The organism is Streptomyces sp. NPDC002265 (genome assembly GCF_040296125.1).
GTDB lineage: Bacteria > Actinomycetota > Actinomycetes > Streptomycetales > Streptomycetaceae > Streptomyces.
This window is the reverse complement of record NZ_JBEOWS010000011.1, coordinates 43,800-62,395: the sequence shown is the minus strand read 5'-3', so window position 1 is coordinate 62,395 and position 18,596 is coordinate 43,800. Positions and strand designations below refer to the sequence as shown.

General features: G+C 69.8%; 15 protein-coding genes. 6 read left to right on the top strand and 9 right to left on the bottom strand.

From position 1 onward, the window contains the following. Positions 1 to 673 precede the first annotated feature (673 nt). Positions 674 to 1,372 (bottom strand): SDR family oxidoreductase, encoded by a 699-nt coding sequence (locus ABT085_RS03785; RefSeq protein WP_351601511.1) that lies wholly within the window; start codon positions 1,370 to 1,372, stop codon positions 674 to 676. A gap of 375 nt (positions 1,373 to 1,747) precedes the next feature. Here ABT085_RS03785 and ABT085_RS03780 point away from each other — a divergent pair, with 375 nt between their 5' ends. Together ABT085_RS03780 and ABT085_RS03775 are read left to right on the top strand one after the other, a co-directional pair. Further along, positions 1,748 to 2,224, top strand: a complete 477-nt coding sequence (locus ABT085_RS03780; protein WP_351601509.1) for a winged helix-turn-helix transcriptional regulator — start codon at positions 1,748 to 1,750, stop codon at positions 2,222 to 2,224. Between the two features lie 587 nt (positions 2,225 to 2,811). Then, positions 2,812 to 3,051, top strand: a complete 240-nt coding sequence (locus ABT085_RS03775) for a hypothetical protein (RefSeq protein WP_351601502.1) — start codon at positions 2,812 to 2,814, stop codon at positions 3,049 to 3,051. Positions 3,052 to 3,230: 179 nt separating this feature from the next. Here ABT085_RS03775 and ABT085_RS03770 read toward each other — a convergent pair whose 3' ends face one another. From ABT085_RS03770 to ABT085_RS03760, 3 genes are all read right to left on the bottom strand, one after another. Continuing rightward, entirely contained in the window at positions 3,231 to 4,211 is a 981-nt protein-coding gene (locus ABT085_RS03770) for a WD40 repeat domain-containing protein (protein ID WP_351601499.1), read from the bottom strand. Positions 4,212 to 4,651: 440 nt separating this feature from the next. Beyond that, the gene (locus tag ABT085_RS03765) at positions 4,652 to 6,547 is read right to left on the bottom strand and encodes a sensor histidine kinase (protein ID WP_351601497.1); all 1,896 of its coding nucleotides are present in this window, start codon (positions 6,545 to 6,547) and stop codon (positions 4,652 to 4,654) included. Then, positions 6,544 to 7,221: a response regulator gene (locus tag ABT085_RS03760; RefSeq protein WP_351601494.1), complete on the bottom strand. Its 678-nt coding sequence runs from the start codon at positions 7,219 to 7,221 to the stop codon at positions 6,544 to 6,546. The genes ABT085_RS03765 and ABT085_RS03760 overlap by 4 nt, the downstream gene beginning before the upstream one ends. 175 nt (positions 7,222 to 7,396) lie before the next feature. Here ABT085_RS03760 and ABT085_RS03755 point away from each other — a divergent pair, with 175 nt between their 5' ends. The 3 genes from ABT085_RS03755 to ABT085_RS03745 all read left to right on the top strand — a co-directional run bounded on the left by ABT085_RS03755 (position 7,397) and on the right by ABT085_RS03745 (position 10,338). After that, positions 7,397 to 7,798 carry a hypothetical protein gene (locus ABT085_RS03755; RefSeq protein WP_351601491.1) on the top strand — a complete coding sequence of 134 codons (402 nt, stop codon included), beginning with the start codon at positions 7,397 to 7,399 and terminating at the stop codon, positions 7,796 to 7,798. 292 nt (positions 7,799 to 8,090) lie between these two features. Further along, a complete protein-coding gene (locus ABT085_RS03750; RefSeq protein ID WP_351601489.1) occupies positions 8,091 to 9,062 on the top strand; it encodes a hypothetical protein in 972 nt (323 codons plus the stop codon). A 256-nt stretch (positions 9,063 to 9,318) separates the two neighbouring features. After that, positions 9,319 to 10,338: a GlxA family transcriptional regulator gene (locus ABT085_RS03745; RefSeq protein ID WP_351601486.1), complete on the top strand. Its 1,020-nt coding sequence runs from the start codon at positions 9,319 to 9,321 to the stop codon at positions 10,336 to 10,338. Positions 10,339 to 10,443: 105 nt separating this feature from the next. On the opposite strand, the gene ABT085_RS03740 is transcribed toward ABT085_RS03745, so the two are convergent. Both ABT085_RS03740 and ABT085_RS03735 read right to left on the bottom strand, forming a co-directional pair. Continuing rightward, positions 10,444 to 11,547 (bottom strand): TDT family transporter, encoded by a 1,104-nt coding sequence (locus ABT085_RS03740; RefSeq protein WP_351601483.1) that lies wholly within the window; start codon positions 11,545 to 11,547, stop codon positions 10,444 to 10,446. Between the two features lie 205 nt (positions 11,548 to 11,752). Beyond that, a complete protein-coding gene (locus tag ABT085_RS03735) occupies positions 11,753 to 13,240 on the bottom strand; it encodes an SLAC1 family transporter (protein WP_351601480.1) in 1,488 nt (495 codons plus the stop codon). A gap of 217 nt (positions 13,241 to 13,457) precedes the next feature. Between ABT085_RS03735 and ABT085_RS03730 the strand changes: the two genes are divergently transcribed. Further along, positions 13,458 to 13,850, top strand: coding sequence for a MarR family winged helix-turn-helix transcriptional regulator (locus ABT085_RS03730; RefSeq protein WP_351601477.1), 393 nt, complete (start codon positions 13,458 to 13,460; stop codon positions 13,848 to 13,850). On the opposite strand, the gene mug is transcribed toward ABT085_RS03730, so the two are convergent. The 3 genes from mug to ABT085_RS03715 all read right to left on the bottom strand — a co-directional run bounded on the left by mug (position 13,835) and on the right by ABT085_RS03715 (position 18,533). Beyond that, positions 13,835 to 14,461, bottom strand: coding sequence for a G/U mismatch-specific DNA glycosylase (mug, locus tag ABT085_RS03725; RefSeq protein ID WP_502982614.1), 627 nt, complete (start codon positions 14,459 to 14,461; stop codon positions 13,835 to 13,837). The genes ABT085_RS03730 and mug overlap by 16 nt on opposite strands. Continuing rightward, complete coding sequence (locus ABT085_RS03720) at positions 14,458 to 17,169, bottom strand: multifunctional oxoglutarate decarboxylase/oxoglutarate dehydrogenase thiamine pyrophosphate-binding subunit/dihydrolipoyllysine-residue succinyltransferase subunit (protein ID WP_351601517.1); 2,712 nt, start codon at positions 17,167 to 17,169, stop codon at positions 14,458 to 14,460. The genes mug and ABT085_RS03720 overlap by 4 nt, the downstream gene beginning before the upstream one ends. Before the next feature lie 599 nt (positions 17,170 to 17,768). After that, on the bottom strand, positions 17,769 to 18,533 hold the full coding sequence (locus tag ABT085_RS03715; protein ID WP_351601474.1) for an SDR family oxidoreductase: 765 nt from the start codon (positions 18,531 to 18,533) through the stop codon (positions 17,769 to 17,771). Between the last annotated feature and the right edge of the window lie 63 nt (positions 18,534 to 18,596).

Here is an 18,596-nt window from a genome sequence, read left to right as displayed (position 1 = left end):
ACGACAAGACCGCCACCTCCTACGAGGCAGCGGTCAGTCTCGCGTCATTCCTGCTCTGGGCAAGATCCGTTTGAAGACGGACCCTAGTGTCCCGTGCCATGGACGAGCAGCAGGGCTCGAAGCGCGGGCGGCGGGGCGGAGCGGTACCTCCAGGCGACCCGACATCCGCTATCTGCAGGTACTGCTGCATCAGGCTGCCGAGGCAGTGGTCCTGAAGCAGCAGCAGATCTGAGGACGCATCACGCCCGCCCGGCACGTGTGCGCTCACATCCGGGGGGCGAAGCCGGAGACCGGGTCAGGGTGCTGCGCAGCACCAGACCAATCCCCGTGCGACCGGGCGGCCGCAGCGGCTGCGGAGCGACCCACCACCGGGTGGCCGGACCAGCGGGCCGTGCCGGCTGCTGATACGGCCCGCTGGGTCCGGCCGCCCTGCCTGACCGGCGAACGCACGCACAGACACGTCCCGAAATGGTCTCCGGCTACGGACATTCGTGAAGCCGGTCCCGGCACGAGGGGGCGTGTCGATACGGGCGCCTGTTGCGTCGGATGACCCGCCGGAGCGGGTGGGCGCTTGGGGGATGCTGCAGTCGGTCGGATCCGCAAGGTCCCGGCACGGACTTCGTGCTTCGGCCGGGGCGGGCCTGACGGCCCCAGGCCGTCCGGCGTGTGGCGGTCAGACGCCGGAGGGCACGCTGACCGGCTGCGACAGGGCGGCCTTGATGCGCCGGGTTTCCTCGTCGGCGAGGACTTCGAACCGGTCGCCGGCCAGGGCGTCCATGGTCAGCTCGGCCACCGTGGCCGGGCTGATCTTCGCAGCGTCGGTCCAGGCGCTGAGATCCGTGTCGACGAACCCGGCATGCACCCCGACCACCAGGGTTCCCTGCGCGTGCAGGGCCTGTCGCAGGGCGTCCGTCAGTGACCACTGCGCGGCCTTGGAGGCCGCGTAGCCGGGAAACTGCGGCTGGCCGGCCCAGGACGCCAGCGAGAGCATGTTGACCAGTGCTCCACCACCGTTGCGGGCCAAAACCGGAGCGAAGGCCCGGGCCACCGCCCAGGTGCCGAAGTAGTTGACGTCCATCGCCTGGCGCGCCCCGTCGAAGCTGCCTTCCAGGAGCCGGGTGCTTGCACCGCCGATCCCCGCGTTGTTGATCACGATGGTGACGTCGTCTGCGAGGGCGGCGGCTGCGGTGACCTGCGCATGGTCGGTGACATCCAGGCGCAGCGGGACCAGATCGGCATCCGTCACGCTGGCCGGGTCGCGGACGCCGGCGTAGACCTTCGCAGCCCCGTGGTTGATCAGCGAGCGGGCGAATGCGCGGCCGATGCCGCGGTTGGCGCCCGTCACCAGGGCGACCGATCCCTTGATTTGCATGGTGAGTTCCTCTGTAGCAGGCACGCCTTGTCCAGGCGGGCTCATGGTTACGTGGTCGTCGGCCGGCCGGGTATGACCGGCAGGAACGCGAGGGGGAGGCCGGCTCGGCGGCCGCAGCCGCTCCATCCGGGAACGGCCTTGCGTGGTCGGCTGTGGCTGAGCGGCTCGCAAGGAGCTCACCGCTCATGGCATGCGACTCTAGCGGCTGAATTTTGATTTGCAAGTCAGACGGCTGGGCCGGAGCTGAGTGTCCTGGCGGAGGTGTGCCACCGTCGGCGGCCGCGGGCCTGAATTGCGACATACAATCCAGAGGGGCGAAGACTTTGGTGCGCCGTGGTGCCTACGCCGCGGGCGCCAGTGCGTGGGAGGTGGACGATGTCAACCGGACGGCAGCGGTCAGGGCCCAGTAACGACGAGCCACCCTGCTCCATCGAGCGCAGCCTGCAGATTCTCGGCGAACGCTGGGCACTCCTGGTGCTTCGCGAGATCTTCGCCGGCAGACACCGGTTCGCCGAGATCCAGTCATCCCTCGGCATCGCAACGAACCTGCTCAGCTCCCGTCTCAAGCTACTTGTCGAGGCCGGCGTACTTCAGACGCAGACCTACCAGGAGCCGGGCAGCAGGCCTCGGCAGAGCTATCACCTGACAGAGGCGGGGCGCGACCTGCGCATCGTGCTGATCGCGCTCCAGCAGTGGGGCGACGTCCACCGTCCACGCCCATCGGGCCCCTCCGCACTGCGGCGGACTCGCTCGACCGGCCGGCCCGTCCATGTCGGGTTCCTCGACGACAACGGTCAGGAAGTGCCCAGCACCGCAGTGGTCACCATCGCGGCCGCGGCGGCCGAGAGTTGACCGGAACCACGGACGGACCGGGCCGTACCCTGCCCGTCGCAGCCTGAGAGCCGCTTCGCCTTCCGGGTGAATTTCACGCCGCCCGCGCCGTGTTGCTCCGCAAAGTGTGACGTGTCCACTCGCCTGGACATCTACGTGCGGGAATCGGTGCACTCTCGGCCCACCGAGTGCGAACTGGCCTGCGCTCTCACCCGTACGACAGGTACCGGGGTTCTCTTCCCCGCCGAGGAAGCGCGGCCGAGCGCGTACTGGCTGGCCGCGGAAGACGGGATCGTCACACGAGCGCGCGTGTATGAGTCCGACGACGAAGAGGCCCACTGCACGATCGACAGGGTCGAGGCTCCGGTCGGCCGACTGCCGTATGTCACGGTTGCGCGTATCCCCGAAGCGATCGGCGATGCGAAGATCGCCACCCCGATCGCTGACATCTTTGCGGCGCACCTGCAGCGCATGTACCCGCAGGAGGCCGCCACTTCCCGGGCGTGTCGACGCTCTCGCAGAACTGAACGCCCACCAGTCCCGCAGAATTGCCCGCCGGGGGCTTGCGGTTGGGTCAAGCGGCTCGGTCTGCCCGACATCATGGGCGTATGGAAGAGGATCTCCCGACCGTGTCGGTGCGCCTATGGCGTGCGGATGCCATCGTGTTGTTCGACTGGCTGATGACCACGGATCTCGACTCGGTGCCGGTCAACCATCCTGCTCAGAAGCAAGTCTTGGCCGATCTGCTGTCACGGCTGGAGTGGGCCGCGGACGCCGAGGTGACCGGGGCGACCGCCGAGGACATCGCGACGGCTCAGAGCGAAGTCGCCCGGGACATGGGTTGGTAGTTCAGCCGTGGTGCGCGTGGTTCTCCTTGGCCGGCAACTCGCGTCGCTTACGGGTCCGGTAGGAGTCTTCGGTGAGGGTGAGAACCTCGGCTGGATGGTGGTCATGAACCCTTGACGGAATGCCGACCGGGCCGAAAGCTCTGCCCTGGCGCTGGAAGCATGGAAAACGGCGTGGACCGTCAGTTCGCTGCCCACAATCTCACTGTGGTGTCGACGCCGCAGCCGGCGAGCATCCGTCCGTCCGGGCTGAACGCCAGACTCCGTACGGCCTTGCGGTGGCCGGTGAGATGGGCGGTCGGGGTCAGATGCGTGGGGTCGGTGACATCCCACAGGGTCACGGTCGCGTTCTCGCATCCTGAGGCCAACAACCGGCCGTCCGGACTGAACGCCACTGCATACATCTGCCCCTTGTCCCCACCACTGGCCGGGGGGAGGGTGCCTGCGCCCGTCCTCACGGGATGGGCCGGGTCGGTGACGTCCCACACCGTGACGGCACCTTGCCGCCACGACCCGTAGGTGCCCGAGACGACTCCCAGATCACCGCTGCCGGTGGCCAGTAGCCGCCCGTCATGACGGAATCCCACCGAATGGACGGCCGGCGCCCCGCCCGAGGACAACGCCTTTGGCCAAGTGCGTGCTTGTGGTCGGAGGACGGCGGTCCGGACCGGATGGGCCGGCTCGCTGACATCCCACTGGACGCCGGTGTTCTTGGCGCCGTCGCAACCCGAGGCCAGTAACCGTCCGTCCGGACTGAACATCACCGATGTGACGGGACCTGATCGCCAAAGACGCCGATGGTGGGTGACGCGGGCGCACCGGCTCGGCCGTTCCGGGTCGGAGAGGTCCCAGACGACCACGGTGCGGTCGCTGGCGCAGGCGATGAACCGTCCCTCCGGGCTGAAACTCACCCCGTGGACACCGCCTTGCCGCCAGCCGTCGCGTGACAACCAGCCGGGGCGTTCGTGGACGAGGACATCCGACGGGGTCGGATCGGCCGGGTTCGTGACGTCCCAGAGGATCACGCTGCGGTCAGTGCTTCCCGACACCAGCAGCCGTCCGTCCGGACTGAACGCCACCGCGTTCACCGCCCTGCGGTGGCCGGTCAGGGCGGCGTCCGGTTCCCGTGGCGCAGGCGGCGACGGCCGTCCCGGGAATGTCATGGTGCAGTCTCGCGCGGTCCGGCATCCTGCGGAAGGCGGAGCGCTGACTTCCGTACATGCACCGGCTCCTCGCCCCGGCAGACCGATGGCACCGTCGTGTGTGCTGTGAGCGTCGGGCACTGGCACCCGCCTCTGCTGCTCATGCCCGGAGACCAAGTTCACTGCTGGGGTCAAGAAGTGATCGTCAAGCGTGCAACCGGGAACGTGGAGGCGCCGGGCGGCCGTTGGGAGCCATGGTGCTGGGAGTGGCGTCTTCTCTGAAGACCGCACCTGTACGGCAGTGCTCAGGACGCCGCACCGAGAACCGCACCAGATCGAGCGGGGAACAGCGGGTACCACGGTGACAGCAGTCGAGCCCGACGAGGCCACACGCCTGCTGTTGGACCAGGTCAGCCCTCGAGCCCATGCGCAAGTGAGGTGCGCAGGACGTTCTCGGCATGTCAATCCCAGGGCGTCTCAGGGGCGGGGATGGCGAGCGGCAGATCGGCCGTGACGGTGGCGCCCTCGGGGGTGGTCTCGATGGTGAGTGCGCCACCGATCTCTTCGACGCGTTCGTGCATGGACTGGATGCCCACACCGGGTGTCCACGGCACGGTGCACCGGCCGCTGTCGCGGACGGTCACGCGCAGCAGCGCGGGGTCCGTGAGCCGCACGGACAGGTGGGCGACGGTGCCGTCGGAATGCCGGGCGATGTTGGTGATGGCTTCCACCGCCACCCGGTACGCGGCCACTTCGACGGCCGCCGGGAGCGGCGGCAGCCGTGGGGGAGCGTCGATCGTGACCGTCAGAGCCCGGTCGTCCGCGGCACACAGCGGGGCGATGCGCTGGCGTACTGCGTCGACGAGGCCGAGTTCGTCGAGGGCCCGAGGTCGCAGGCCGTAGACGATCCGGCGGATCTCGGTGATGGCGTCGCCTATGTCGGCGCGCAGTCCACGCATCGTCCGGACGGCACGCTCCGGGTCGGCGGTCATGAGGTTGGCGGCCGCGTCCGCGGTGTAGGCGATGCCGGTCAGGGCCGGGCCGAGACCGTCGTGCAGATCCCGGCGCATCCGGCGGCGTTCCTCTTCGAGCGCGGTCACCACCCGGCCGCGGGAGACACGCAGTTGCTCGCTCAGCCGTGCGGCGTGCAGGGCCTGGGCGAGTGGTACCGCCACGAGTTCGAGCACCGCCGTGGCGGCCTGGGGCAGCCGCAGGTGACCGGGCGGGAGGCACACGACGAGGTCGCCCACGTGGTCGGCCCCCGCGCTCAGGGCGATGTGGGTGGTGTGGCCGTCGTCCATGGTGCCCGCCAGGCCGACGGTGGTTCCTTCCTGGCGCAGTGCGATGCCGGGCACACCCAGGGTGGAGCGCAGGGTTTGCAACCATCTCGGGGGCGGGGCGCCTGCCGTGAGATCCGTACCGAGCCGGGTCAGCGTCTCGACCGGGTCGGCCGACCTGCCGAACAGCATCTCGTCCATGCCGGCCTCGACCTGCCGCTTCACGGGCTGGTACCCGGCGGCTATCGCGGCTGCCAGCAGGGCCGGCACCCCCTTGCCGGGCCGGGCTCCGACCACCATCTGCCAGACCGCCGCGACCCCCTCGTACACGGCCGCGCTCAGGGCCAGCATCACGATGAGAACGGTCGCCCCGCGGATGACGACGCGTACGTCGGCCCTGCGCGGCGCCACGAGCGCGACGGTGATGGTGAGGGGGAGCAGCAGTGACACCGCGCTAGTGATCAACGCCGAGGGTACGGGGCCCACGGGCAGGGAGTTCTCGGCGGCGAACTGGAACATGCCGGCCAGCGTCGTGGTGGCGGCACCCAGCACCAGCCACAGCACGCGGCGTCGGTCGTCCCCGGCCGTGAGCTCGAAGAGCACCCATGTTCCGGCGAGCATGACGGTGCCGGCAGCGATGATCGCCGTGACCTGGGCGGTCTTCACATCGGTCGTCGCGGCCACCGCGCATCCGGTGCCGGTGACGACGACGGCCGCGTCGACGCCGAGCAGCAGTCGGGACGGCGGTCGTTCGGGTACGACGCGCAGGGCGGCCAGGGGCAGGCTCACGGTCGTGGCCAGGACGGTGAGGGCCACGGCGAGTGCGTGGGCACCCGCGGCGAGTGCGAGCGGGGCGGCCAGCAGGCCGGCCGCGGACGCGCCGAGGAACGGAAGCGCCGCCACGCCGGGGCGTCGGGCGATGACCGTCCCGCAGCAGATCCCCAGAAACGTGCCGACGATCACCGCCCAGATCACCCACTGCTCAGAGGCGGGCGAGGGCGGGGCGAGGCCGAGGGAGGCCAGGTCGGCCGCCGAGAGAAGCGCGAGCGGGGCGCAGACGCTCAGAACCCGTACGCTCACGGTCCTGCCGCCTCCGGCGCACCGCCGCCCAGCCCGTGTTCGCGGGCCATGACCACCGCCTCGGTCCGTCCGCTCACGCCCAGCTTGAGGAAGATCGCGGACAGCCGGTTCGACACGGTCTTCTCGGCCAGCGACAAGTCGGCCGCCACCCGGGCGTTGGAGTATCCCCGGGCCAGGCGGTCGAGCACCTCCCGCTCACGGTCGGTCAGTTCGGGGAACGGGACGGCCCGCGCAGGCGCGGGGGAGAGGCGGTCGAGGAGGCGTGTCGCGACCCCGGGCGTGATCACGTACTGCCCCGCCGCGACCGCGCGCAGCGTGGCCAGGATCTCCTCCTGCTGGGCGCCCTTGAGGATGTAGCCGTGGGCACCGGCGCGCATCGCGGACATCACCGTCTCGTCGTCCTCGAACATGGTGACCACCAGCACCGCCACGTCCGGTAGCAGTGCGGTCATCCGCCGGGTCGCCTCGACGCCGTCCAGCGCGGGCATCTGGATGTCCATCACGACGACGTCGGGCCGGCTCAACTGGGCCTCACGTAAAGCCTCTGCACCGTTCGCCGCCTCCGCCACCACCTCCACGCCGTCCAGCGAGGCGAGCAGCGCGCTCATACCGCGTCGTACGACGGGGTGGTCGTCGGCGATGAGGACCCGGATCGGGCCGGCGGGGGAGGTCATGTCCCGATGATGGCCGACGGACTTCCCGGCCGGGAGAGTTCACGGTCCCTGATGGCGGGGAAATCCTCCCGGGTGGGCGGGAGCTTCTGACGATGCGCGCCAAGGGGCCGTGCCGCGACAGTCGGTTCATCGGCCGTCGCGTGAACGGCCCCAACACTCGGACGGGGGAACCGACATGAGCCGGAAGGAAGCGGTGCGGCCCGCGCTCAGCCGTAAGAACCAGGTGGGCCTCGGGCTCGCCGCCGTACTCGGGCTGATGGACACGAGCTCCGTGAGCGACGTCCTGGCGCCGGGCAGCGGCGAGGCAGGGCCGCCGACGAGCATCATCGTCGCCGACGTCGTTCTTGGACTGATCACCCTCGTCGCCGTCGTCTACACCTGGCGTACCGGCAACCGCACCGGCTCCCGCGTCGTCGCGGGGTGCCGCATCCTGTCGGCGATCACCGCGCTCCCGGCACTGTTCGTCACCGGTGTCCCGGCGTGGGTCGTGGCGGTCGTCGCCGTCTTCATCCTGGTCACCGTCGTCACGACCGGCCTGGTCCTGTCCCGTACGGCTCCGGAATCGGCGCTCACGTGAGGGCGTAGCACCTCCACGGATCCGGGCCGCGGCGGTGTCGCACGCGCCCGCGTTTCGCTCACCGCACCGGCTCGTGCGTCGTCGCGGCCGGATCCCGCCGGCTCACCGCCGCCCGCGCGCTGTCCGTCGCCGGGGATGCGCGACGAGTCCGGAGGACCGCCCACCCAGCGGCAACTCCCCACGCAACCGTTCCGCAGGCACCGGCCTGCTCGGGATTTCCTCATCGCACATGTGCAGAAAGGCAGTCATGGGGCGCATCATTCGAACTCAACTCGTAGAGGCCGTCGTCGGTTTGATCATTTCTGCGGTTCTGGCGCACTTCGGTGACCTCGCCGCGTTCGCCGGCATCACCGGCACCAGTGTGGTGATGGCGCTGACCGCTCTGGCCGCCCGATCGGCCAAGGCCGTTCTGGCCGTGGTGGCGCTCGCCCTCCCCTTCGCGTCGATCACGACGCTGGAGGCCACCCTGGGCCAACCCCTCTCGGCGCTGGCCCACGGACCCTCCGACGGGGGTGGAGGCACCACGGTCCGGTCCGTGTACGACAAGTACCGCGACGACTGGGACCTCCCGTCCCTTCCCATCTCCAACACGGGCCCGGAAAAGATCGACAAGAACGCGGGCGCCGAGGTGTCCCCGGCCTCGCTCGAACTGTCCTGCGTCGGCAAGGAGTGCCGACAGGAGGTCACCATCAGGAGCACGGGCAGCGCAGATCTGCGGCTCACCTCCATGGCGTTCGAGGGTGACGGCGCCGCCGCCTGGCACCGGAGCGACGACTGTGAGAACAAGGTCATACCGCCGGGACAGGACTGCAGGCTGCGGGTCTGGGCCGTGCGGACTGACGGACTGGCCGACTACGCCGCGCGGTTCGTCATCCACCAGAACACTCCGGACCCGGCCTCCCAAGTGGCCCTGACCGCCCGGACCGACCAGGTGACACCGCCGGTGACTCCCACGGAGGAGCCGACCCTCTCCGCCGCCGGCTCCACCGGCATCGCCCCCGCCGACTGCACCGCCCTCGACGGCTCGGTCACGGTCCTCGCGTCCGACGGCCCGGTCGAGTGGACCGCGGCCCTGACCGACACGGCGGACGCCACCGGCGCCGACTCGCTGTCCGGCGTGACCGTGGATCCCCCGTCGGGGTCGGTGGCAGCCGGGGAAAGCCAGACCATAGGGATCCACGGCATGTACACCGGTTCCGGTGGAGGATTCGAGCTGGCCATCCGATACGGCGGCAAGAGCGTCGACTTTCCTGTCGGGTGCTGATCACGTGCCGGTGTGCGGATCCGGACCTCGAATCCAGGGCGTGGTGCGCTCGGGTACGGCGGCCGACAGGGCGGAGAACGCGAGAGTGCTCTCCCGAGCGGCGCTCGGAGGCTGTGCCTCTCAGCAGGGAGGGGACAAGTCGTGGCGCCGGCCGACTGCGGGGACGGAGCATGGGCCGAGTGAGGCGCTGGGCACCGCGGGCCTCCCAGCGGCCGGACAGTCCGAGACGCCCGTCCGTACGGCCCGGAGGCGCCCGATGAACGGCAACCGTCCTGCAACGAAAACGCTGAGCGTCACGGTCCTCGTGTTCCCCGGCGTGCGACTGCTCGATGTCACGGGCCCCGTCGAGGTGTTCGCCTCGGCCAACGAGTTCGGGGGCCGGTATCGGGTGCAGATCGTCTCCGAGGACGGGGCGGCCGTGATCACCTCGGCCGGGACCCGCATCGGTGCCGACCGCGCCGCCCACGAGGTCCGTGAGCCGTCCGACGTACTGATCATTCCGGGGGGTCCGGAGTGGGAGACGCTGATCAAGGACGACGTACTGATGGATGCCGTCCGCCGACTGAGCGGGACGGCGGCCTGTACGGCCTCTGTGTGCTCGGGAGCGTTCCTGCTGGCCGCGGCCGGGCTTCTGGACGGCCGTCGTGCCACCACTCATTGGCGCTTCACGCGCCGGTTGGCGCTGCGTTTCCCGTCCGTGCGGGTCGAGCCGGACGCCATCTTCGTGCGGGACGGCACGATGATGACTTCGGCGGGCGTGAGCTCCGGTATCGATCTCTCCTTGGCGCTGGTGGAGGAGCACTACGGTGCTGCGGTCGCTCGGGCGGTGGCGAAGGACATGGTCGTCTTCATGCAACGACCGGGCGGCCAGTCGCAGTTCAGTGTGCGCTCTCAAATACCCCACTCCCGGCAGGAGTTGCTCCGCCGGGTCCTGGACGCCGTGGCCGAGGATCCGGGAGCCAACCACAGCCTCGCCGCGATGGCGCGACGGGCCGGAGTCAGCGCCCGCCACCTGACCCGGCTCTTCCACGAGGAAACGGAGACGACGCCGGCCAGATACGTGGAACAGGTGCGGGTCGAGGCCGCCCAAGTACTGCTGGAGACAGGGGACGACTCCATGCAGGTGGTGGCGCGACGCACAGGGTTCGGCTCTCCCGAGTCGCTGCGCAGAGCGTTCGTACGACACCTGGGCGTCACGCCCGGCGCTTTTCGCACCAGCTTCCGGACGACGGGCGTGCGACACCAGGCCCCGGAATCGGCGGGGGCTTCGGGGTAGTCGGACGATGCGGACGCCCGCCTGCTGCGTCGCCCCGAGCGGCACCGCCGCCGGCCGCGAGCCCCACTACGCCGAGACCGACTCCGGTCGATCACTTCCCGGGGTTCAGACGACGATCCGGCGGGCGTAGCGCCGCAGGTGCTGTATGGCGTGCCGCAGGGACCGGCCCGCCACCACCAGCCAGGCCAGGACAAGAACCGCGTACAGCACGGCGGTCACCCAGTCGAGCGGCGCCGAGCCCGTGCGGGAGGCCAGTGTCCCGGTGGCCGTGACGCCGGCACCCATCGGGAAGATGAAGGACCACCACGTGGGCGCGAACGGCAGACCGGCCCGGACCGTCCGTATCGTCAGCCCCGTGGCGAGGGTCAGCCACAGCATGGCGAAGCCCCACACCATGATGCCGCCCACCAGCGCGAACACCTCCGCACCACGCGCGTAGGGCCCGGGCAGCGCACTCGGTGCCGCCGATGCCAGCGCGCCGAGGGCCGTCACGGACTGCCCCAGCGCGCCCAGGCCGATCCATACGGTGGGCACCGCGGCCCCGGTGGGTGCCTCGTGGTGCACCAGACGGCCGTAGATCATGGTCAGTATCAGCAGCGTCGCGACCAGGCCGAGGCCCAGCATCGCGTAGCAGCCCAGCAGGAGGCTGAGCCGCAGCTGGCCGGCCGGTGCATGGGGCACCAGCAGCGCACCCGTCGCGGCGGAGACCATCGGCGGCACCACCGGCATCAGCCAGCCGCCGAACGCAGCCTCCGGGGCGAAACGGTGCCGCGTGACCATGAGGTGTGGCACCGTGCAGGCGGTGGCCAGGCCGAGTGCGGTACCCGTGAGCCACAGGACCCAGTCCACGGCCACTGCCGCGTCGAGCCCGATCAGGTCCTTGCCGAGCAGCAGCGCGCCGGCGCCCACGGTGAGCAGCGCCATCGGCGGAGCGCCGAGGAACTGGGCCAGCGCCGGGTCGGCGGCGTGGGAACGGATCGCCTTCTGCCGCAGGTAGTACGCGGCCAGCACGACCAGCAGGACCCCGGCGCCCGCCCAGACCACCGTGGCGGCCGTCCGTTGCCCGGGAAAGGTCCATGGGAGGAATGTCGCTGCGTCGGCCACGATGCCTGTGCCCATCACCGCCGCGAACCAGGTGGGGCCGAGGCGCGGACGTGTCGTCGTGGTTGCGGTGAGCCGCGAAGGGCGGGTCGGCAGCGAGAGATCCATGATTCGGAGCCTAGGCTCGGTCAGGGGAAGGCTTGTTGACCATGTCCTCATGTGAGGGGCTGCTGGCGCACATCGAGGCGCCGTAGGCTGTGCGGGCCGGTGAGGACAGGTGTGTTCCACCAGTGCGACCGACCGCCTTCGCGGGGCACCGTGACGGGAGCCGGTGGTTTCGCGCCGAGGGCGCACGGCCGGATCACCGGCACACCTACGGCAGTGCTCGAGCGGTACCGGACTTCCGGCCACTCGTCGCGCGGGGGAACCGTGCGGCCGCCATCGCGGCGACCACCATGGCCCACACGACTGCGGCCAGCCAGATCTCCCAACGCCCCGTACCGGTCATCCACGAGGTTCCGGCCGCGCGCCCCAACTCGTGGGTGGTGACCGCGTACATACCGATGGGGAAGACGAGGTTCCACCAGCCGACCTCGTAACGCAGCGGGATGCGGCGCAGCACGTGCCGCCAGACCCCGAGGGCGAGCAGGAGCGGGATCAGCCAGCTGGAGAAGGCCCACAGCACGACGGCCACCCCGACCAGCAGCGGACGCGACAGCAGCGTGTCACCCGGTGGAAGCGCCATGATCCGGACGGTGGCGAGTACGGCGATCGCCGCCGCCCCCATGAAGATCCAGACGGATGTCAGGAGACCATCCGGCTGGACGGGACGCGCGAGCAGCCTGGTCAGGACTATCGGGGCCGTCAGCAGGTACTGAAGCAGGCCGATGCCCCAGCACACCACGGCCAGTACGGCCAGGGCCTGGCCGTGCGTGGTCCGGGCCAGGGCGGCTGCCGCGACCGCCACCGATTCGGAGCCCACCGCCCACAGGAACCAGGTGCCGTTGGCCTGGTCCAGCGAGGGGGCCCGCTTCACGGTGGTGATGAGCGCGAGTGGCACGGCGTAGTCCAGCACCAGCCATCCCAGCGTCCCGAACGCCAGGAACGCCGCGGCCACCGAAGTGTGACCGTCGAGCACGAGACGCGCCGCCAGCACGTTGGAGGAGATGGCGAGGGTGAGCAGTACGAAGGACCGCGGCCCGACGAAGGCCGCCACGAAGCGTCGGCGTCGGCGCAGCATCCACCAGCCGCAGGCGGGCACCAGGGCCGCGAAGCCTGCCAGAGCCGCCCACAGCAGTACCGCGGAGGCCGTGCCGGCGCCGTTGACGTAGAGACCGGTGGAGACGATTCCGGTGCCCATGACGAACGAGAGCGACGCGGGGTTGAAGTTGGTCACCACCGCGGAGAGGATCGCGCGGTATCCGGACGGTGACGGTGTGTGGTCCGTGGCCTCCGGGCCGGGAGGACGGGTGTCCGGGCGCTGCACACGGTCCTGGTCGTCGGTGAGCCATTCCGCGAGGACGGCGGCATGGCTGTGATCCATGTCCCGGGCGGCGGTCAGCAGGGTGAGATTGCCGCGCTCTGCCATCCCCCGCAGCCGGGCGGCCGCGTGCTGATGTCCCTGGTCGGTCAGTTCGGTGAGATAACGGCGACGGAACTCGTCGAACTGCAGTAGGTGTCGGCCGTACCAGTCCTGCAGTTCACGGGACGGTGCGATGTCCGACAACCACTCGTCGGTCGGAGCAGCCTGCCGCCGAAGACCCTCCGGCCAGAGCCGGTCGACCAGGACGCGCCGGCCTCCATCACCGTCCTGGTCGGAGGTCGGCTCGGTCATTCTGCGGTAGGTGATCTGCCTGCCCATGACGCACCCTTCGGCCGCTTTCGCCGTACGAGCATTTTACCGGGATGCGCATTTCGTCATGTTCTGGCGATGCGACTGTGCGGGCCCGGACGGCCACCGTGAAAGCGGTGCGCTGAGCGAGCTGTGTCACGTCGAGTTGGCGAGCCAGGTGCCTCCATGTCCTGATCCGAGGCCGTCGTGTCCGTCAGGCGCGCCATCGGAGTCGTACCGGACCTGGTTGCAGACCGTCATGAGCACCCTTGATCCGTCGGACACCACGCGACAGTCCCCGACCTTCCTGCCGAGCCTCGCGCTGCTGCATGGAGAGCTCCGGATGCTGCACGGTATGTCGCTGCACGAGTACCTGGTTCTCGGCGTCGTCGGCGCGGCCGAGGGGCGGGCTGTGCCCGTGGCTGAGCTGACGGCGTCCCTCAAGGAATCGGGTACCCGTATGACCTTCGTGCTCAAGGGGCTGCAGGCGGCCGGACTGATCGAACGCGATCGCCGTGCGGGAGACCGCAGGACGGTCGAGGTCACCCTGACCGGCGTGGGACGCGCCCGGCTTGCCGAGGCGGAGGGAACAGCGCGCACGTGGCTGCGCGGCCATGCCGACCGTCAACCGGCCGGCTGACCGAACGGGCCGTCGCCGATCAGGCCCGAACGATCGGGCAGACCGGTGGCGACCCGTAGCCTGGCGAACTCGACCGCGAGTGCCGCGGGCGGATAGTGCGCGTTGAGGCCGCTGGGATTCGGCAGGACCCATACGCGTGCTCCGCCGATGACCGCCGACTGTCGGCCCACGCCCGCGTCTGCCGCCCCGAACGCGGCGCGGTACCCGGTGACGCCCAGGAAGGCGAGCCATTTCGGACGCAGGGCTGCCATACGCCGCACCAGGTCCACACCCCCCTGGACATACTCGGCGGCCGTGAGCTCCGATGCCCGAGCCGTGGGCCGACGGACGATGCTCGTGATACCCAGGCCCAGGCCGAGCAGGTCGCGTTCCTGCTCGGGCCGGAACCGGTGCGGCGTGAAACCCGAGCGGTGGAGGGCGGGCCACATCCTGTTGCCCGGCGTCGAGAAGCTGTGGCCCCGAACCGCCGATGCCAGACCTGGATTGATCCCCACGAAGACGACGTCCAGGTGCTCGGCGACGACATCGTCCAGGGTCGGGTACGTATCGCTGTCGATGGTCGCTCCGCGATGCCTCGGTACACAAGCCGCTCCCGTCGGACGGCGGTTCATCGGAAGGCGGCTGCCACCAGCGACTTCTGCTCGTCGGCGTGCCGGCGGGCGGAACCCACCGCCGGCGCCGATGCCGGCGGGCGGCTGACGCAGGTGACGGGACGGCCCGTCAGGCGCTGCAGGTGAGGAGCCACGAACATCCAGGGCCCCTGGTTCTCCGCCTCCTCCTGCACCCACCGCACTTCGGCGTCGGCGGGGAAACGAGCGAGCTCCGCGCCCAGTTCCCTCTCCGGGAACGGATGGAGGAGCTCCACGCGGATGATGGCCGTGTCGGCCGCGTCCTCGGCGCGCCGGTAGGCGTCGAGGCCGTAGAAGATCTTGCCCGAACACACCAGGACGCGCTTGATCCGGCCGGCATCAGCCGTCTCCTGCGGCAGGATCGCACGGAAGCCGGACGTCGTGAGGTCCGCCAGCGTGGACGTGGCCGACTTCAGGCGCAGCATCGACTTCGGGGTGAAGACGACCAGGGGCCTCTTGTTCTCCCGTGCACCGAGGGCCTGACGCCTGAGCAGATGGAAGTAGTTGCCGGGCACGGAAGGCATGGCGACACTCATGTTCCCCTGCGCGCAGAGTTGGAGGAACCGTTCGATCCTGGCCGAGGAATGGTCCGGACCCTGGCCCTCGAGCCCGTGCGGCAGCAGCAGCGTCACTCCGCAGCGCTGCCCCCACTTCTGCTCCGACGATGCGATGTACTCGTCGATGACGGTCTGGGCCTCGTCCGCGAAGTCGCCGAACTGCGCCTCCCAGAGCACCAGCGCGTCCGGTCGTTCGAGGGCGTAGCCGTACTCGAAGCCGAGCGCCGCCAACTCGGACAGAGAGGAGTCGTTGGGCGCGAAGCGCGCCTGTGTGCCGAGCGTGTTCAGCGGTGTGTGCTCCTCGCCGGTGTGCCGGTCGGTGAGCACGGCATGCCGTTGCCCGAACGCGCCGCGGCGGGTGTCCTGGCCGGTCAGACGGACCGGAACCCCGTCGAGGAGCAGGGAGCCGAAGGCGAGGGTCTCCGCGGCGGCCCAGTCGATCGTGTCGCTGTCGAGCGCCGCGACCCGTCCGTTCAGCTGCGGCAGCACACGGGGGTGCACGGTGAAGCCGTAGGGCAGGTCGGTCTGGGAGGCCATCACGCGGCGCGCCGCGGCCTCGGAGATCGCGGTGGCGACTTCGTACGAACCCGCTCCACCGGCGTCACCGGCTGTCTGCGCGGCGGATGGGCCGGGCGGGGTGCGGGTCTCGGCGAAGGCACGTTCGAGGCGTCCCCGGAAGTCCTGCAGTGCGCCCTCCACCTGCCGTGTGCTCACCTCGCCCCGGCGGAGCAGCGCATCCGCGTAGAGCATGCGCACGGAGGGCACGGCATCGATGCGGTCGTACATCGCAGGCTGGGTGATGGACGGGTCGTCCACCTCGCTGTGCCCGTGGCGCCGATAGCACACGAGGTCGATGACGACGTCCTTGTGGAAGGTCTGGCGGTAGTCGAACGCCAGCCGTGCGGCGCGCACGACAGCCTCGGGATCGTCACCGTTCACGTGGAGGATGGGCGCCTCGACGCTTCGTGCCACATCGGTGGCGTAGACGCTGGAGCGGCCGTGGGCGGGAGTCGTCGTGAAGCCGAGCTGGTTGTTGATGACGAGGTGAACCGTTCCGCCTGTGTGGTAGCCGGGCAGCAGTGACATGTTGAGGGTCTCGCTCACCACACCCTGACCGGCGAACGCGGCGTCGCCATGGATCAGGACGGGCAGCACGGCGAGGGTCTCGTCACCGTCCGCGGCCGTCTCCTGCTTGGCGCGGACCACACCCTGGGTCACCGGCCCGACGATCTCCAGATGGGAGGGGTTCGCCACGACGGAGACCGCGATGGTGTCGCCGTTGAGGGCCCGGTAGGTTCCTTCGGCGCCGAGGTGGTACTTCACGTCTCCGGAGCCTTGGACCGACTGGACGTCCATCGTGTCCTCGAACTCCTGGAAGATCTCGGCGTACGACTTGCCGACGATGTTGGCCAGGACGTTCAGCCGGCCGCGGTGGGCCATGCCGATGACGGCTTCTCGCACCCCGTGACGGATGCAGCGGTGCAGCAGGGCGTCCAGCAGGACGATCGCCGATTCGGCTCCCTCGAGCGAATAGCGCTTCTGACCCACGTACTTGGTGTGCAGGAATCTCTCGAATGCCTCCGCGGCGCCCAGCCGGTACAGGATCTGCAACTGTTCGGCGCGGTCCGGTCGTGCCAGGGGCGCTTCGATCCGCTCCTGGACCCAGCAACGTTCGTCGGAGCTCTGGATGTGCATGTACTGAACGCCGATGGTGCGGCAGTAGGACTCCCGCAGGACGTGCACGACGTCGTCGAGCTTCATGGTGACCTGCCCGGCGAAATCGTCGACGACGAATGTCCGGGGCAGGTCCTCCTCGACGAGTCCGAACGCGGCGATGTCGAGTTCGGGCGGGGTGAGCGGCTGCTCCGTCGCCAGGGGATCCGTGTCGGCCATCAGGTGCCCGCGGACGCGATACGCGTGGATGAGCGCCGCTACGCGGACCGCCTTGATCGCGGCCTGCTCGATGTCGTCACCTGTGGTGGCGCTCTCGTCACGGTATGCCGCACTCACTCCCGATGCGGAGGAGAAGAGGTTGTGCCATGCCGGGGCGACGGAGTCCGGGTCCTGCAGATAACGCTCGTGCTGTTCGTCCACGAACCATGCGTTCGGGCCGAAATCGAAGTCGTTGATCACCGGTTGTCCGGTGCGGGATCGCGATGCCACTGTGTGGATCGCCTTCTTTCCTCATCGCAAGCCGATGCCCGACGCCGACGGCACGGCCGGGCGCCGTTTCACTCCAGCCACGTTATGCCTGTGTCCTGGAGGGCGCAGCGTGCGGTTGTGCCATGGCGGCCTCACATCCGGACATGACTCCAGGCGGGACCTGTTTGCCATGGGGGCCGGTTCCGAAGCGGCCGGCCTCCGGAACGCGGCCGGTTGGGGCAGGCGGTGCCGGTCTCGACCGGCCGCAGGAACCTCCCCGTCATCGGCGGGCTCATCGTGCGCCTCCCCTTCGGAACCGGTGCCGCGACCGGCTGCGTCACCACTGAGAGGCGCAACCAGCTGGTCCATCGCGCACTATCGGATCTCCCGCCCGAACCAGCAGCTTCGGCTCTGAGCGGGGCCCGCACATGACGTGGAATCCCGCCGTGAAGAAGGCCCACGTCACCGCCCTCGTCGCCGGAGCCGTCGCCGCCACCACGCTCGCCACGCCACGTGCCGCCTGACAGCCCCTGCCGGAGAGTTCCGGGGGACCACCGCGTCAGTACGCTCGCGGCCGCGGACGAAACCGCTTACGGGTGCGCCGGCAGCGGCGCGTTGAGGGTCTCCACGACCTGGTCGTAATCGCCGCGGGCCTCTCCGTAGCGCAGGAACTTCACACGCTCGACCTGGATCTCCCTGGCCTCCGGCTGGGATTCGATCAGGTCCATCACCTCGGTGACGAACTCGTCCAGCGGCATGGCGTGTGCGTTCTCCTCGTGGCCGGGCATCAGCGCTGTGCGCACGGCCGGCGGTTCGAGTTCCACGACCTTCACCGAGGTACCGGTGAGCTGCAACCGGATGGACTCGCTGAGCATGTGGATGGCGGCCTTCGTCGCGTTGTAGCTCGGTGTGATCCTCAGCGGGGTGAATGCCAGGCCCGAGGAGACGGTCATGATCGTGGCGTCCGGCCGGGTCTGGAGGTGCTCGACGAACGCGGCGATGAGCCGGATCGGACCAAGCAGATTCGTCGTCACGGTGGACTCGGCGGTGGCGAGGAACCCTTCGGGCTTGCGCCAGTCCTCGGGGTGCATGACTCCGGCCATCGTCACCAGGACGTCGAGGTCCGGGTACGCGGCCAGCACCTGCCGTGCGGCGGTGCTGATGCTCGCCGCGTCCGCGGTGTCGATGTGGACGGTGCCGATGCCGGGGTGCTCGGCCGCGATCCGTTCGAGGAGTTCGGTGCGTCGGCCGCCGATGATGACGGTGTTGCCCCTCGCCTTCAGCGCGAGGGCGAGAGCGAGGCCGATGCCGCTGGTGGCGCCGGGGATGAAGACGGTGTTTCCGGAGATGTTCATGCCCCGATCCTCACCGGCCCGCGGCCGCGTGTGCAGGGACCACTTATCGGGGGACCGGCGATC

Excerpts from the sequence above, each read along its gene's own strand:
- ABT085_RS03775 (WP_351601502.1), top strand. The coding sequence starts at position 2,812 with ATGGAAGAGGATCTCCCGACCGTGTCGGTGCGCCTATGGCGTGCGGAT.
- ABT085_RS03785 (WP_351601511.1), bottom strand. The coding sequence starts at position 1,372 with ATGCAAATCAAGGGATCGGTCGCCCTGGTGACGGGCGCCAACCGCGGC.
- ABT085_RS03735 (WP_351601480.1), bottom strand. The coding sequence starts at position 13,240 with ATGGGCAGGCAGATCACCTACCGCAGAATGACCGAGCCGACCTCCGAC.
- ABT085_RS03745 (WP_351601486.1), top strand. The coding sequence starts at position 9,319 with ATGAACGGCAACCGTCCTGCAACGAAAACGCTGAGCGTCACGGTCCTC.
- ABT085_RS03760 (WP_351601494.1), bottom strand. The coding sequence starts at position 7,221 with ATGACCTCCCCCGCCGGCCCGATCCGGGTCCTCATCGCCGACGACCAC.
- ABT085_RS03755 (WP_351601491.1), top strand. The coding sequence starts at position 7,397 with ATGAGCCGGAAGGAAGCGGTGCGGCCCGCGCTCAGCCGTAAGAACCAG.
- ABT085_RS03715 (WP_351601474.1), bottom strand. The coding sequence starts at position 18,533 with ATGAACATCTCCGGAAACACCGTCTTCATCCCCGGCGCCACCAGCGGC.
- mug (WP_502982614.1), bottom strand. The coding sequence starts at position 14,461 with ATGAACCGCCGTCCGACGGGAGCGGCTTGTGTACCGAGGCATCGCGGA.
- ABT085_RS03740 (WP_351601483.1), bottom strand. The coding sequence starts at position 11,547 with ATGGATCTCTCGCTGCCGACCCGCCCTTCGCGGCTCACCGCAACCACG.
- ABT085_RS03780 (WP_351601509.1), top strand. The coding sequence starts at position 1,748 with ATGTCAACCGGACGGCAGCGGTCAGGGCCCAGTAACGACGAGCCACCC.
- ABT085_RS03770 (WP_351601499.1), bottom strand. The coding sequence starts at position 4,211 with ATGACATTCCCGGGACGGCCGTCGCCGCCTGCGCCACGGGAACCGGAC.